The organism is Prosthecomicrobium sp. N25 (genome assembly GCF_037203705.1).
GTDB lineage: Bacteria > Pseudomonadota > Alphaproteobacteria > Rhizobiales > Ancalomicrobiaceae > Prosthecodimorpha.
The window spans coordinates 945206-957980 of sequence record NZ_JBBCAT010000001.1; the positions used below are offsets into that span (position 1 = coordinate 945206).

Here is a 12775-nt window from a genome sequence, read left to right on the forward strand (position 1 = left end):
CTTGCGCATCCTGCGCCTCGATCTCCTCCGCTACGGTCCTTTCACGGATCGCACCCTGACGTTCGATCCGGGCGCGCGCTGCCACGTGGTGTACGGCCGGAACGAGGCGGGCAAGAGCTGCGCGCTCGCCGCCGTGACGGATCTCCTCTTCGGCTTCGAGCACAAGACCGCCTACGATTTCCGTCATCCGCAGGAGACGCTCAGGATCGGCGCCGAGATCGTGGCGAGAGACGGACAGCGCCTCGCCTTTCGGCGTCGGAAGGGCCGGAAGGACACGCTGATCGGGGCCGACGAGTCGCCGCTCGGCGACCGCACGCTCCTGCCGTTCCTGGGTGGGCTCTCGCGGGAGGTCTTCTGCCACGCCTTCGGGCTCTCGACCGACGCGCTTCGCGCCGGCGGACGCGCGATGGAGGAGGCGGACGGCGACATCGGGGCGCAGCTGCTGGCCGCCGGCTCGGGCCTGCGGCATCTGGTCCGCCTTCGCAAGGCGCTCGACGGCGAGGCCGGCGCGATCTTCGCGCCGCAGGGGCGGCAACGGAAGCTCAACGAGATCATCAACCGCTGGGATCAGGCCAAGAAGGACAAGGCCGCGGCCGATCTGCTGCCGACCCGCTGGAAGACGATCAACGACACGGTCGCGAAACGGGAGGCCGAGTATCGGGAGGCCCGCATCGAACGCGACCGGTGCCGGCGCGAGGCCGACCGGCTCGATCACCTCGCGCGGCTCGCGCCGGTCGTCGAGGAGATCGATCGCCTGGCCTCGGCCCGCGCGGCGCTCGGCTCTCTCCCGCCGGTGGAGCGAGGCACCGCCGCACGGATCGAGCAGTTGCTGGCCAGGGCCGACACGGCCCGCATGCAGGAGCAGGACGCTGCGGACCGGGTTTCGGCCGCCGAGCGCGACCTGACGGCGCTCCAGGTCGATGACACCGTGCTCGCGGCCTCGGGGGCGATCGACGCCCTGGTGGCGCGGTCCGGCTCCTACGAACGCGCGAAGTCGCAGTTGCCGGGCGCCGAAGCCGAGCTCGCCGCAATCGTCCGGGCGCTTGCCGACCTCGCCGCACGGCTCGGCCTCGCCGATATAGCCGACATCGAATCCCGCCGCCCGTCGGACGGCGCCATCGTCCGGCTCGAGGACGCGGTGGCGGCCGGTCGCGAGCTGACCGAAAGGGAGCGCGGGCTCGCCGGGGCGATCGCGGCCGAACGCAACGTGCTCGCCGCGCGGGAGAAGCGGTCGGCGGGCGCCGAGGAGCAGCCGGACCCCGCGCCTCTCCTGGCGCGGCGTGCGACGCTTCAGCCGGCCGTGCAGTCGCTGGTGGAGCGGGACAAGCTCGCGCGGCGGATCGCGGAGGAGAAGTCCCGCCTGGACGGGCAGGCCGCCCGGCTCTCGCCCCCGTTGCCGAGCCTCGACGCCGTTGCGGCGGCGCCTCTTCCCCCGGAAGAGACTCAGCGGCGCTTCGCGGCGGAGATCGCGACCCTGCGCGAGGAGGGCAACGCGATTGCGAAGGCGCTGGAGGAGGCCGAAGCGGACTTGGCTCGGCTCGACCGCGAAATCCACGGCCTGGGCGCCGCCGGGCCGGTGGCGACGCGGGCCGACGTGGACGCGGCGCGCGCGGCGCGGGAGGCGAGCTGGTCGGGTCTCCGTGCGATCCTGTTCGGGGCCGCCGCCCGCCCCGCCGCGGACGCACTGGCGGGCGCGATCGCGGACCACGAGCGGCAGGTTGCCGAGGCCGACCGTCTCGCCGACGCGCTGGCGGGCGATGCCGCCCGGGCCGCCGCGTTCGCCCAGAAGAGGGCGATGCGCGCCGACGCGGATGCGCGGCGTGAGCGGGCCCTCGGCCTTCGCGCGGACCATGCGGGACGGTGGATCGAGACCCATGAGGCCTGGGCAGCCGTCTGGGCGGGCACGGGCGTGGCACCCTCGCGGCCGGACGAGATGGTCCTGTGGACCCAGCGCGTCACCGACCTTCTCCGCCGGCGCGACGAACTCCTGTCCGACGAGGCCTCATGGGTCGAGCTGGACGCCAATGTCGCGGCGGCCGAGCCGGACCTTCGCGCGCTCGCCGCCGCCGCCGCCGTCGGACTGGCCGACACGGGCCGGCTCGACCTCGTCGTCGCACGCCTGGACGAGCGCTTGGCCGAAATGCAGAGAGCGAAGCAGGAGGCCGGCGAATGGCGCGCCCGGGTCGCCGAACTGCGCGAGCGGATCGCGACGGCGGAGAGCGAAAGGGCGGCGGCCGCGGACGCGGTCTCCGCATGGCGTCCGGCCTTCGATGCCGCCGCGGCGGCTATCGGCGCCGACCCGGCGGCCGGGTTCGCCGCCGCCTCGACGGTTGTCGACCTCTGGCGGGCCGTGCCGGAAAGGCTCGTGGCGCGTGACAAGGCGCGTGAGCGGAGTGGCGAGATACGAAACGAGATCGCAGCCTTCGAATTGGCGGCGCAGGCCCTCGCCGACGCTCTCGCCCCCGGCCTCGCGGACCACCCGGCTACGGCGGTTTCGGATCTGCTGCGCGGGAGACTGGCGGAGGCGAGGGCGGCCTCGGCCCGGCGCGACGAGATCGAAAAGCGGCGACGCCAGGCCGAGCGGGCACGGGATGACGCCGTCGAAGCCCGTGAGAAGGCCGAAGCGGCCCTCGCGTCCGCCGCTCTGGCGACCGGTGTCACACCCGATGAGCTTGGACCGCTGTCCGTCCGTTTGGCCGAGGACGAGCGCCTCGCGGTTCGGCTCGAGGAACGCCGGATCGAACTCGGGAGGCTGGCCCCCGCTGGCGAGGAAGTCGAGATCCGAGCGGCGCTCGCCAGCTTCGACCCGGCCGAGACGGCCGAGACCTCCTTCCGGCTGAAGCAGAAAGCCGACGGCCTGGAGGACGAGGTGAACCGGCTGTACGCCGACTTCGAGACCGCGAAGGCCGAGCGCTCGAAGCAATGGAACGGGATCGGCGCGGATCTCGCGCAGCAGCAGCGCCTCGCGGCGGAGGCCGAGGCCCGCGCCGCCGCGCGCGACTGGGCGGTGCTGCGCGCCGCCTCGCTGATGATCGCCACGGCCATGGAACGCCAGCGTGCCGAGCGACAGAACCCGATCCTGAACCGCGCGGGATCGCTGTTCCGGATCATCACCGGCGGCGCCTTCTCGGGCTTGCGAGTCGACTACGACGAGAACGATGCCCCGCGCCTAGCCGGCATACGCACCGCCGACGGCACAGCCGTCCTGACCGGGAGGGGGCGCGGATCCGAACTTCGCGGAGCTCCGTTTGGACACAACGACCGCAGCCCGATGAGTGAGGGAACGCTGGACCAGCTCTACCTTGCCCTGAGGCTCGCCTACCTGGAGGACTTTGCTGCGAACGCGGAGCCGGCCCCATTCCTGGCCGACGACCTCTTCGCCACGTTCGACGAGGATCGGGTTGCGCAGGGCCTGGAGGTCCTCGCTGAGATCGGGACCGAAGTCCAGCCCATCCTCTTCACCCACCACCGCCACGTCGCCGCGATCGCGGCGGAGCGGCTGGGCCCCGCCGTCGACGTGATCGAACTCGGCTGAGCGACAACGGCCGGGTCAGGCCGCCACCGCCTCCGCTTCCCGCGCCTCCGCCTCGCGCGAGGAGATCTCCACCGACACCTCGATCCCCAGGAAGGCGCCGGTCGAGCCCGTGAAGGTGCCGGAGATCGGCGAGGCCAGCTCCGGCGTGCGCGCCACCGCCACCCGCAGGAGCGCGTGGCCGGCGACCAGCAGGTTCGTCGGGTCGTACTCCACCCAGCCCGTCTCGGGCACGTAGATCTCGGCCCAGGCATGTGTCGCCCCGCCGCCGACCAGCCCCCCGAGCGCGGCGTCCGTGGCCTGGTCGTAGAGGTATCCCGACACGAACCGGGCCGCGAAGCCCGCCCGCCGGGCGCATTCCACGAACAGCCAGGCCATGTCCCGGCACGACCCCGTGCCCCGTTCGACCGTGTCGACCGGGGCCTGCGTCCCCTCCTCGTCGCGGCGCGCGTAGGAGACGTGGCCGTGGACCTTCTCGTTGAGCCCGGCCAGGAAGTCGAGCCCGCTCTGGCCGGCCGCCGCCATCGGCTCCTGCATGAAGGCCTTGAGGACCAGGCTCGGGTCGTCCGTGGCCGGCGTGACGAAGGGGGTCAGCTCGGGCACCTCGGCGGCCCCGTAGACGATCGGGAAGGCGGTGGCGGCCGGGGGAGCGAAGGCCGGCTGGGTCGAGTCGAAGCGTTCGATCTCCAGCGTGCTGGTGATCTCCAGGAGATTGGTCGGTGCCCCGAAGGTGGCGATCGCGATGGCGTTGCCGAGCGGGTCGTGCATCCAGCGCAGGCTCGCCGGCGGCGTCGAGACCAGCTCCGCCCGGCGCAGCTGCATGTCGAAGCTGTCGCGCGGCCGGATCATCAGCCGGTGCGGCCCGAGCGTCACCAACTCGGCGTAGCGGTAGGCGGTGCGGTGGCGGATGGTGAAGATCATCGCGGTCGGCCTCGGGGCGACGGCCCGCGCCGGCGGACCTCGGACGAGAGAGCCCGCCCGGGCGCACGCCGGACGGGCTTGTTCAGGCTCGGAACGGCCCGTACTCCGGGCCGCTTCTCCGGTCAGCGCGCGGCGCCGGGGACGATGCGGCTCGGCGTGCCGGGCGTCTCGGACTTGTAGACGACGGAGCTGCACGCGGGCAGGCAGTCCTCGACGCCCCGCGCGACCGCCGGGGTCGCGCCGCGGTTGCCGGATTCGGCGATCGCGAAGGCGGTGCCGATGCGGTCGCGGGCATAGGCGGCGATGACGGTCTGGCTGTCCAGCCGGTCGGCCTTGTGGACCGACGTGGAGATCGCCTGCGCCGGCTTCGCGCCGCCCGCCGTCTCGCTGGCGACGAGCGCCCCGGCACTGCCGGCCGCGAGCGCGGTCAGAACCAGCGCCGCCTTGATCCCTTGCTCGATCATCCTGGCCTCCTCGAAATCTCGTGGCTGCCGGGTCAACGTCAGGCGACTCGCAAGGTTCCCTGCCGAATTCGCGGAGTTTTCGGGGCCGTTCCGTGGCGGCGGGCTCAGGCCCCGGCGCCCTCGGCATCCTCCGATTCGCGCCGCTCGCGGGCCGCCGAGGGCTCGCCCTCGACCGCTCCGGACGGCGTCTGGCTCTGCTCGAGGTCGTCGAGCAGCCGCAGGAACCGATCGGGAATCGGCTCGGCCACGATGCGGTCGAGGCTTTCGCGAAGCCTGCGCCCGATGGCATCCCGCGCAATCTCGGGAAGGCTCGGGCGCGGATCCTTCTTGTCCGTCATGATGAGGCCGACCGTCTGTCTTTCCTGGAACACTAGCATTGTCCGGCCGCCCCCGGACAGAGATCTCTTCGCAGGGGCTACGGGTCCTTCTTGTCGGCGAGACGCGCCAGCAGGTCCTCGAACCCCTCCGGCAACGGCTCCTCCGTCACGGGCCCGTACAGTGTCCGCAGGCGCTGCCCGAGCCGCGCCCGCGCCTCCTCGGCCAGCGGCACCGCCCCGCCCGCATCGCCGCGGCTATGTTCCTTGCGCATACTCCACTCGCCCCGGCGGACCCACCACTCCGGTCTGAAGAACGCGCGTCAAAGGGGAAAGTTCCGCGCCGAGGGAACCGTTCGCGTTTCCGTGCGTTGTCCGATTTCCGTGCGCGCACGGGAACTGGAGGCTTTCAAAGATGAACATAAAAGACCGGATCGGGGCGCACCTTCCGTATCTCAGGCGTTTCGCGCGCGCCTTGAGCGGCTCGCAGCAGAGCGGCGACGCCTTCGTGCTGGCGATGCTGGAATGCCTGGTCGAGGACCCCACCCTCCTGCGCAACGATCTCGACGACCGCGTCGCGGTCTACAACCTCTTCCTCCGGATCTGGGGGTCCGTGCAGACGAACGCCGGAACGGACGTCTCCGAGGATCATGTCGCGACCCTAGCCGCCCTGACGCCGCGGTCCCGCCAGGCCTTCCTGCTCATCACCCTGGAGGGCTTCTCGCCCGAAGACGCCGCGGAGATCATGGGGGTCGACCAGCAGACCTTCGGCCGCATGATCGAGGAGGCCGGCCGCGAGATCGCCGACCAGGTCGCGACCGACATCCTGATCATCGAGGACGAGCCGATCATCGCCATGGACCTCGAGGCGCTGGTCACCGAACTCGGCCATACGGTCATCGATGTCGCCCGGACCCGCCGGGAGGCGGTCGAGATCGTCGAGAAGCGCCGCCCCGGCCTCGTCCTCGCCGACATCCAGCTCGCCGACGGCAGCTCGGGTCTCGACGCGGTCAACGAGATCCTGGGCGAGATCGAAGTCCCGGTCATCTTCGTGACGGCCTATCCCGAGCGGCTGCTCACCGGCGCCAAGCCCGAGCCGACCTACCTGGTCACCAAGCCGTTCCGGCCCCAGAACCTGAAGGTGATCATCAGCCAGGCGCTGTTCTTCCGGGAGCGCGCCAGCCGCAAGGTGGCCGCCTGACAGGGCGCGCGAAAGCCGGGCGGCAAGGCCGCCCGGCTGGAACACTGCCGCGACAATGTGGAGAAGTCCCCGGTCGGGGCCGGATACGGCCTCAGCGGGGGCGTCTGGCCGCGAAGAAACCGGCCGCGAGCGCGACCGCCGTGCCGATCAGCCCGACCTTTCCGAGCTTGCCGGTGAACAGGGCGGCCGCCACCGGCGCCGCCGTTGCCAGCGCGCTCGTTCGGACCGCGTGGACGAACCGCCGCTGCGCCTTGCGGGCGTGGCGCGTCGCCGCGACCCCGGCCAGGATGCCGGTGAGCGCCGCCAAGCCTGCGACCGCCGCCGCGGAGCCGATCGGCCCGAGGCTCGGCTCCAGGGCTGCGTGAAGGGCGAGCGCCGCAAAAACGACGGCCACCATCCCGAGCCCGAGCGCGGCCCCGCCGAACAGGACCGCGCCCCGGACATGCCGGAGCGCGTGAATGTCGTCGAGACCGAGCGCGCGGCCGATCGGACCCATCAGTCGCGCTCCGGACGGGTCAGCAGGCCCACCAGGAGCCCGACACCGGCCGCGATCGCGATCGACCGGAGCGGGTTGCGCGCCACGGTCTCCGAGAGGCTCTGGGCCGCCTCGTCGATCCGCTCGCGCGCCGTGACGGTGAAATCCTCGAGGCTCTCGACCGCCGAGGCCTTGGCCTCGCGCGCGGCCTCGATCGCCGCCTCCGCCTGGTCGCCAGCCGCTTGTGCCACGCCGCGCGCCAGTTTCTCGACGGTCTCGCCCGCCCGCTCGGCGAGCGAGCCACCTCCCGCCGGCTGCGCCCCGCGGGCGGCCCCAGCGCCCCGCTGCGGCGTCTCCGACGCCCCGGCGGCAGCTTCGTTCAGGGTTGAACCGGCCATGTCGTCTTTCCTCCGCTCGATGGAATGTTCGTGGGGCCGGATCACCAGCCCATGAAGTACATGAGGATGAGGAGTGGGATCGGAACCCCGAGAAGCAGCATGATGAGCCAACGCATGTCGTCACCTCGAAGTCTGCGGGCGGGATTGCCCTTCTTCGTGGTTCCCAACGCTCCGGTGAAGGTTTGGTTCCTCAAGGAGAGTCGCCGCGCCGGGCGCCGGGGCCGTCAGATCAGCGGCCGGCGCTCCGGCCGGGTCGGGTCGACCTTGGCGATCCTGAGCAGGACCCGCTCGTCCTCGATGCGCAGCGTGCGCCCGACCAGCGTGATGCAGCCCGAGGTGCGGAGCCGCTGGAGCGTCTTGTTAAAGCTGACGAGCGACATGCCGAGCGTGTCGGCGAGATGCTGCTGGCGCATCGGCAGCTCGACCCCCGCCGAGGTGTCGAAGCCGGCTTCGCGGGCGCGGACCGCCAGGTGCCAGAGCAGATAGGCGATCCGCTCGGTCGCGGTCCGCCGGCCGACCGCCAGCAGATGGCTGTCCAGGAAGCGCTCCTCGCGGGCCGCCAGCCATGCGATGTCGAGCCCGAGCGTCGGCTGCGAGGCGAAGAGCTCGAACAGGCGGGCGCGGGAAAAGACGCAGAGCCGGAGAGAAGTCAGCGCCTCGACGCCGTGCTCCATCGACTTCGCCAGCGTGTTCTGCAGGCCGATGAAATCGCCCTGGAGGGCGTAGTTCAGGATCTGCCGGCGGCCGTCGGGCAGCGTCTTGTAGCGGAAGGCCCAGCCGTCCAGGATCGTGAACAGGTGCGGGGAATTGGCGCCCTCCTGATAGATGGTCGCGCCCGCGTTGGCGTTGAGCTCGCCGATCTTGAAGGACTGGATGAACGCAATCTCCTCCGGGCTGCCGTTCGAGAAGACGGGCAGGCGCCGGAGGGGGCACTCGAAGCAGGGGATCTGGCGAGAGGGCGGAACGACCGCCGACATGGAATTCGGCTCCGCTATGTCAAACTTTAATGCGCGCCCGGGTCCGAAGGAGCAAAGAGGACGGCCGAGGCCCGCCGCGCTGCGGACGGCCTCGATCCCCCATTGCCCGACCCCGGAGGACGCGACCCACCGTGCCGCCGCCACAGACCCCGTCCGGCCCCGAAGGCGCCTGGACCGCCCTGGTCGTCGAGGACGAGGCCATCATAGCCGCCGGGATCGAGGAGATCCTGCTGGAACTGGGAGCACGGCGCGTTCGCGTGGGGCGCAGCCCGGCGTCCGTCCTGCTCGACGAGGAGGTCCCCGACCTGGCGGTGATCGACTGGCGTCTTCGGACGGGCACGGCCGCGGATCTCGTTCCGCGGCTGCTCGAGGTGGGCACGTCCGTGGTGATCGTCACCGGTGCGCATCCCGACGATCTGGGGGACGTGGCGGCTCGGGGCATTCCGATCCTGTCGAAGCCGTTCCGGGACGACTTCCTGGCCGCCACGATCCGCGCGGTGCTGGAGCGCCGCCGCGAGGAGCGTAGGGCCGGGACGCCGGACCAGGCCTGATCCGGGCTCAGATGGTAGTCCAGGGCGTGCGCGTCCCGTTCTCGGCGCCGACCGCCTGCGACTGCCGCTCCGGCCCGAATTCCTCGGCCGAGTTGACGGCGAGCAGTTCGAGGAGGCGGTTGCGCGCGCGGTTGACGCGGCTCTTGATGGTGCCGACCGCACAACCGCAGATCTCCGCCGCCTCTTCGTACGAGAAGCCGGACGCGCCCACCAGCACCAGCGCCTCGCGCTGGTCCGGAGGAAGCTTTTCGAGGGCGGTGCGGAAGTCGTCGAAATCCATGCGCCAGGGCTGCTCCGGCTGGGACACCAGACGCGCCGCGGCCATGCCGTCGACGTCCTGGACCTCGCGCTTGCGCTTGCGGTACTGGGAGAAGAAGGCGTTGCGAAGGATGGTGAAGAGCCAGCCCCTGAGGCTCGTTCCCTCCGTGAAGGAATGGAACGCGGCCCAGGCCTTCACGAGCGTCTCCTGCACGAGATCGTCGGCCCGGTCCGCATCGCCGCAGAGCGAGATCGCGAAGGCGCGCAGCGACGGGATCTCGGCGATCAGCGCGTCCTTCTGGCTCTTGCCGGGCAGCGGCCGCGCCTCGGCGGCCTTCATGGGGGCCGTCATCGCGCGTTCCTTTCGAGGCCGCGCGCACTCGTGCCATGGGCCCGCGGGGTGTCGAACACGCCCGGGGGCGGGTCCAGGTTCCCGTCGTCGAGCGCGTCGATGAGAGCCTTGAACCGGTCGGGAATCGGCTCGGACAAGGTCTCGTCGTAGATCTTGCGGAGTTGGCGTCCGAGGTGCGCCTGCAGGTTCGCCTCGAGGGCGGCGGCCTGCCCCTTTTGTCGTCTTTGTGTGTCTTTCATGATGCTCGCGTCGATATCCCCGCTTCGAGTTCACCCGCCGGGCGCCCGACCATGCGGGTGTCAACGCGCCGGGTCCCGTTCGGTTCCCGTCCTCGCCGCGATCACCGCTGGATCGCTGGTACTGACCTGACCGGCATTATATATGAATGTGTCGAACTGGAGGGAACGACATGTCCATGGCCGCCCTGGTGGGCCCTCAAGTGCCGTTCCTGAGACGGTTCGCCCGCGCGCTCACCGGCAGCCAGGACCTCGGCGACCTGGCGGTCACGCGGCTGCTGGAGCGCCTGGCGGTCGAGCCGGGGCTCATAGACCGCGACCTGGAGCCCCGCGTCGCCGTCTACCGGGCTTTCGTGCGGCTGTGGAACGCGGCGCCCGGCCAGGTGGTCTCGCGGGCCGAGGCGGCCGGCTCGCTCGCCGACCACCGGCTCCGCGCCATGACCCCGCTGCCGCGCCAGGCCTTCCTGCTGACCGCCGTTGAGGGCTTCGACGAGGAGGATGCGGCCGAGATCCTCGGGCAGAGCCCGGCCGCCCTGGCCGAGCTGCTCGTGGAGGCCGGCCGCGAGATCGGCGCCCAGGTCGCCACCCGCGTGCTGGTGATCGAGGACGAGCCCATCATCGCCATGGAACTCGAGAGCCTCGTGGAATCGCTTGGCCACACGGTGATCGGGAACGCGCGCACGCACGCAGAGGCGCTGAGCCTCGTCCGGTCCGAGCATCCCGGGTTGATCCTCGCCGACATCCGCCTAGCGGACGGCAGCTCCGGCCTCGATGCGGTCAACGAGATCCTCCGGATCGCCGAGATGCCGGTCATCTTCATCACGGCCTTTCCCGAGTACCTGCTGACCGGCCGCCGGCCGGAGCCCGCCTTTCTCATCACCAAGCCGTTCCGGGGCGACATGGTGCGGGCCGTCATCAGCCAGGCTCTCTTCTTCGACACCCGTCCCCGTTCCGGCGCGACCTTGCCGGTCTGACCGGCGGAACCGGCTCGGCCCTGAGGTGTTGTAGGGTCGGGTCCGAGGCGCGCCGCGCCGGTCGGCTACCTCGTCGTCGCCCGCATGGGGGCGCAAGACGGGACCCCGTCCGGCTGCCGAACTTCGGCCCATCGCGCCGGCGCCGGCCCCGTTCGGCCTACCAGAGGTGATCGCGTTGCAGGCAGCCATCGACGTCCTGTTCGGATCGACGGCCATGTCTCCGCTCGGGGTGGCGCTGGCCTGGCGCAGCGAACCGATCGCCCTGATGATCCTCGGTGAACTCGCCCTTGCGGCCGCCCTGGTGACCGTTGCCGTGTTGGCCGCGCGCCGCCTGGGCGGACTCGAGTCTTCGTCCCTTCGCCGTCTCGTCCTGTTCGCCGCCGGCCTCGGTGTCCTCGCCCAGGCCGTCGCGATCGTCGTGTTCTGGCAGCCCGCCTACGGCGTGCTCGGACTCGCCCGCCTGGCTTTCGGGCTCCTGGCCGCTTTCGCCGCGGTGAGGTTTGCGTCGGGGCTCATGCGCCGCAGGGACAAGGACGCCTCTGATGGCCGCAGGCTCGCCCAGGAGGCCGACCGCGACCGGCGCCTCGTGCTCGAGCTCCGCGAGAGCAACGCCGAACTGGAACGCCACGTGGAGGCACGGACGCGGGAGCTCGTGGAGGCGAAGGATCGCTTCGAGGCCGCGCTGGCCGGCTCCCGGATCACCGTGGCGACCCAGGACCGGGACCTTCGCTACCGGTGGGTCCACAACCCCCCGCTCGGGCGCAACGCCGAGGACCTCCTCGGCCGCTCCGACGCCGACATCCTGCCCGACGATGCCGCCGCGCAACTGAACGCCGTCAAGTTCGGCGTGATGAACACGGGCCAGCCCGCATCCACGGAAATCGAGGCCTTCGACCCCGCACGCGGCCGCATCTGGCTGCGCGTCCACGTGTCGCCGCACACCGTTGCCGGCCAGGCGGTCGAGGGAGTGCATTCCGTGGTGATCGACGTCACGGACGAGCGCCGCCGCGCCGACATGCTCGAGCACGTGACCCAGGCGCTCGCCGAGGCGAACGCGCGCTTTGACACGGCTCTGGGCGGCTCCAACATCTCCATGTTCCGCCAGGACCGCGACCTCCGCTACACCTGGATCCACAACCCGCCCCCCGGGATCAGCGCCGAGGACTTCCTCGGCCGCGATGACGAAGCCTCGCTGCCGGAGCCCGCCGCCCGGGCCCTCGTGCCCGCCAAGCGCCGCGTCATGGAGACCGGGGCGCCCGACCGGCTCGAGTTCGCCCTGAGGGTCGGGGACGCGGTCCGCTGGTTCGACATGCGCATCGAGCCCCTCGCCGAGCGCCACCGCATCGTCGGCCTGATGTCCGTGGCGATCGACATCACCGACCAGAAGGAACACCAGCAGCAGATGAAGGTGGTCATGCGCGAGCTGACCCACCGCTCCAAGAACCTGCTCGCCGTCGTCCAGGGCATCGCCCGCCAGACGGCGCAGACCGTCGAGGACCTGCCGACCTTCGTGGACCGCTTCGGCGCCCGGCTGCAGGCGCTGGCCCGCGCCCACGACATCCTCGTCGACGAGTCCTGGCGTGGCGCATCGCTCGACGAGCTGATCGCGAGCCAGCTCGGCCACGTCATCGAGAAGGCCGACGATCGCCTCGACGACCGGGGCGAGCGCGTCATGCTGAAGCCGGAGGCGGCCCAGAACGTCGCGCTCGCGCTCCACGAACTGGCCACCAACGCGGCCAAGTACGGCGCCCTGTCCACCCCCGACGGGCGCATCGCCGTGCGCTGGGGCCTGCACGAGCCCGAGCCGGCCGACAGCGGCGCTGCACCCACCTTCGAGATCACCTGGCAGGAGCGCGGCGGCCCCCCGGTCGCCGAGCCGAAGCGCAAGGGCTTCGGCCGCCTGATGATCGAGCGGCTCGTGCCCCGCGCCATCGACGGCACCTCGGAACTCGTCTTCGACCCGCAGGGGATCCGCTGGACGCTGCGTTTCCCGACCGAATACCTCGCCGAGGTCACGCCGCGCCCGGACAGGGCGACCACGCCGGCCGTCTCGTAAACCCTACCGGTTACCATTAAGCGTCCGTTCTTCCCCCCTCCGTATTTCCTTCCATCCACTACACGT

Annotated in this window: 14 protein-coding genes; 5 read left to right on the plus strand and 9 right to left on the minus strand. The window is 71.4% G+C overall.

What is annotated here, in order from left to right:
* The first annotated feature begins 1 nt into the window (after nucleotide 1).
* On the plus strand, nucleotides 2-3535 hold the full coding sequence (locus WBG79_RS04335) for an ATP-binding protein (protein WP_337355877.1): 3534 nt from the start codon (nucleotides 2-4) through the stop codon (nucleotides 3533-3535).
* Between the two features lie 15 nt (nucleotides 3536-3550).
* Here the strand turns inward: WBG79_RS04335 and WBG79_RS04340 are convergent, their stop codons facing one another.
* The 4 genes from WBG79_RS04340 to WBG79_RS04355 form a co-directional block, all read right to left on the minus strand.
* Nucleotides 3551-4453: a transglutaminase family protein gene (locus WBG79_RS04340; protein WP_337355878.1), complete on the minus strand. Its 903-nt coding sequence runs from the start codon at nucleotides 4451-4453 to the stop codon at nucleotides 3551-3553.
* A 122-nt stretch (nucleotides 4454-4575) separates the two neighbouring features.
* Entirely contained in the window at nucleotides 4576-4917 is a 342-nt protein-coding gene (locus WBG79_RS04345) for a hypothetical protein (protein ID WP_337355879.1), read from the minus strand.
* A gap of 104 nt (nucleotides 4918-5021) precedes the next feature.
* On the minus strand, nucleotides 5022-5288 hold the full coding sequence (locus tag WBG79_RS04350; protein WP_337355880.1) for a NepR family anti-sigma factor: 267 nt from the start codon (nucleotides 5286-5288) through the stop codon (nucleotides 5022-5024).
* 44 nt (nucleotides 5289-5332) lie between these two features.
* Nucleotides 5333-5506: a NepR family anti-sigma factor gene (locus WBG79_RS04355; RefSeq protein ID WP_337355881.1), complete on the minus strand. Its 174-nt coding sequence runs from the start codon at nucleotides 5504-5506 to the stop codon at nucleotides 5333-5335.
* 140 nt (nucleotides 5507-5646) lie between these two features.
* On the opposite strand from WBG79_RS04355, the gene WBG79_RS04360 reads away from it, so the two are divergent.
* On the plus strand, nucleotides 5647-6432 hold the full coding sequence (locus WBG79_RS04360) for a response regulator (protein ID WP_337355882.1): 786 nt from the start codon (nucleotides 5647-5649) through the stop codon (nucleotides 6430-6432).
* Nucleotides 6433-6523: 91 nt separating this feature from the next.
* Here the strand turns inward: WBG79_RS04360 and WBG79_RS04365 are convergent, their stop codons facing one another.
* The 3 genes from WBG79_RS04365 to WBG79_RS04375 all read right to left on the minus strand — a co-directional run bounded on the left by WBG79_RS04365 (nucleotide 6524) and on the right by WBG79_RS04375 (nucleotide 8282).
* Nucleotides 6524-6928, minus strand: coding sequence for a hypothetical protein (locus WBG79_RS04365; protein ID WP_337355883.1), 405 nt, complete (start codon nucleotides 6926-6928; stop codon nucleotides 6524-6526).
* Complete coding sequence (locus WBG79_RS04370; RefSeq protein ID WP_337355884.1) at nucleotides 6928-7305, minus strand: glycine zipper domain-containing protein; 378 nt, start codon at nucleotides 7303-7305, stop codon at nucleotides 6928-6930. Before WBG79_RS04370 ends, WBG79_RS04365 begins: the two co-directional genes overlap by 1 nt.
* A gap of 224 nt (nucleotides 7306-7529) precedes the next feature.
* Nucleotides 7530-8282 (minus strand): Crp/Fnr family transcriptional regulator, encoded by a 753-nt coding sequence (locus WBG79_RS04375; protein ID WP_337355885.1) that lies wholly within the window; start codon nucleotides 8280-8282, stop codon nucleotides 7530-7532.
* Nucleotides 8283-8413: 131 nt separating this feature from the next.
* Here WBG79_RS04375 and WBG79_RS04380 point away from each other — a divergent pair, with 131 nt between their 5' ends.
* The gene (locus WBG79_RS04380) at nucleotides 8414-8833 is read left to right on the plus strand and encodes a response regulator (RefSeq protein ID WP_337355886.1); all 420 of its coding nucleotides are present in this window, start codon (nucleotides 8414-8416) and stop codon (nucleotides 8831-8833) included.
* A gap of 7 nt (nucleotides 8834-8840) precedes the next feature.
* Here WBG79_RS04380 and WBG79_RS04385 read toward each other — a convergent pair whose 3' ends face one another.
* Complete coding sequence (locus WBG79_RS04385) at nucleotides 8841-9443, minus strand: sigma-70 family RNA polymerase sigma factor (protein WP_443147404.1); 603 nt, start codon at nucleotides 9441-9443, stop codon at nucleotides 8841-8843.
* Entirely contained in the window at nucleotides 9440-9682 is a 243-nt protein-coding gene (locus tag WBG79_RS04390; RefSeq protein ID WP_337355887.1) for a NepR family anti-sigma factor, read from the minus strand. The genes WBG79_RS04385 and WBG79_RS04390 overlap by 4 nt, the downstream gene beginning before the upstream one ends.
* A 170-nt stretch (nucleotides 9683-9852) precedes the next feature.
* On the opposite strand from WBG79_RS04390, the gene WBG79_RS04395 reads away from it, so the two are divergent.
* Both WBG79_RS04395 and WBG79_RS04400 read left to right on the plus strand, forming a co-directional pair.
* Nucleotides 9853-10653, plus strand: coding sequence for a response regulator (locus tag WBG79_RS04395; RefSeq protein WP_337355888.1), 801 nt, complete (start codon nucleotides 9853-9855; stop codon nucleotides 10651-10653).
* 175 nt (nucleotides 10654-10828) lie between these two features.
* A complete protein-coding gene (locus WBG79_RS04400) occupies nucleotides 10829-12709 on the plus strand; it encodes a sensor histidine kinase (RefSeq protein ID WP_337355889.1) in 1881 nt (626 codons plus the stop codon).
* The last annotated feature ends 66 nt before the right edge of the window (nucleotides 12710-12775 follow it).

Coding starts and splice junctions, on each gene's coding strand:
- WBG79_RS04340 (WP_337355878.1), bottom strand. CDS start 4,453: ATGATCTTCACCATCCGCCACCGCACCGCCTACCGCTACGCCGAGTTG.
- WBG79_RS04345 (WP_337355879.1), bottom strand. CDS start 4,917: ATGATCGAGCAAGGGATCAAGGCGGCGCTGGTTCTGACCGCGCTCGCG.
- WBG79_RS04355 (WP_337355881.1), bottom strand. CDS start 5,506: ATGCGCAAGGAACATAGCCGCGGCGATGCGGGCGGGGCGGTGCCGCTG.
- WBG79_RS04360 (WP_337355882.1), top strand. CDS start 5,647: ATGAACATAAAAGACCGGATCGGGGCGCACCTTCCGTATCTCAGGCGT.
- WBG79_RS04365 (WP_337355883.1), bottom strand. CDS start 6,928: ATGGGTCCGATCGGCCGCGCGCTCGGTCTCGACGACATTCACGCGCTC.
- WBG79_RS04370 (WP_337355884.1), bottom strand. CDS start 7,305: ATGGCCGGTTCAACCCTGAACGAAGCTGCCGCCGGGGCGTCGGAGACG.
- WBG79_RS04375 (WP_337355885.1), bottom strand. CDS start 8,282: ATGTCGGCGGTCGTTCCGCCCTCTCGCCAGATCCCCTGCTTCGAGTGC.
- WBG79_RS04385 (WP_443147404.1), bottom strand. CDS start 9,443: ATGACGGCCCCCATGAAGGCCGCCGAGGCGCGGCCGCTGCCCGGCAAG.
- WBG79_RS04390 (WP_337355887.1), bottom strand. CDS start 9,682: ATGAAAGACACACAAAGACGACAAAAGGGGCAGGCCGCCGCCCTCGAG.
- WBG79_RS04395 (WP_337355888.1), top strand. CDS start 9,853: ATGTCCATGGCCGCCCTGGTGGGCCCTCAAGTGCCGTTCCTGAGACGG.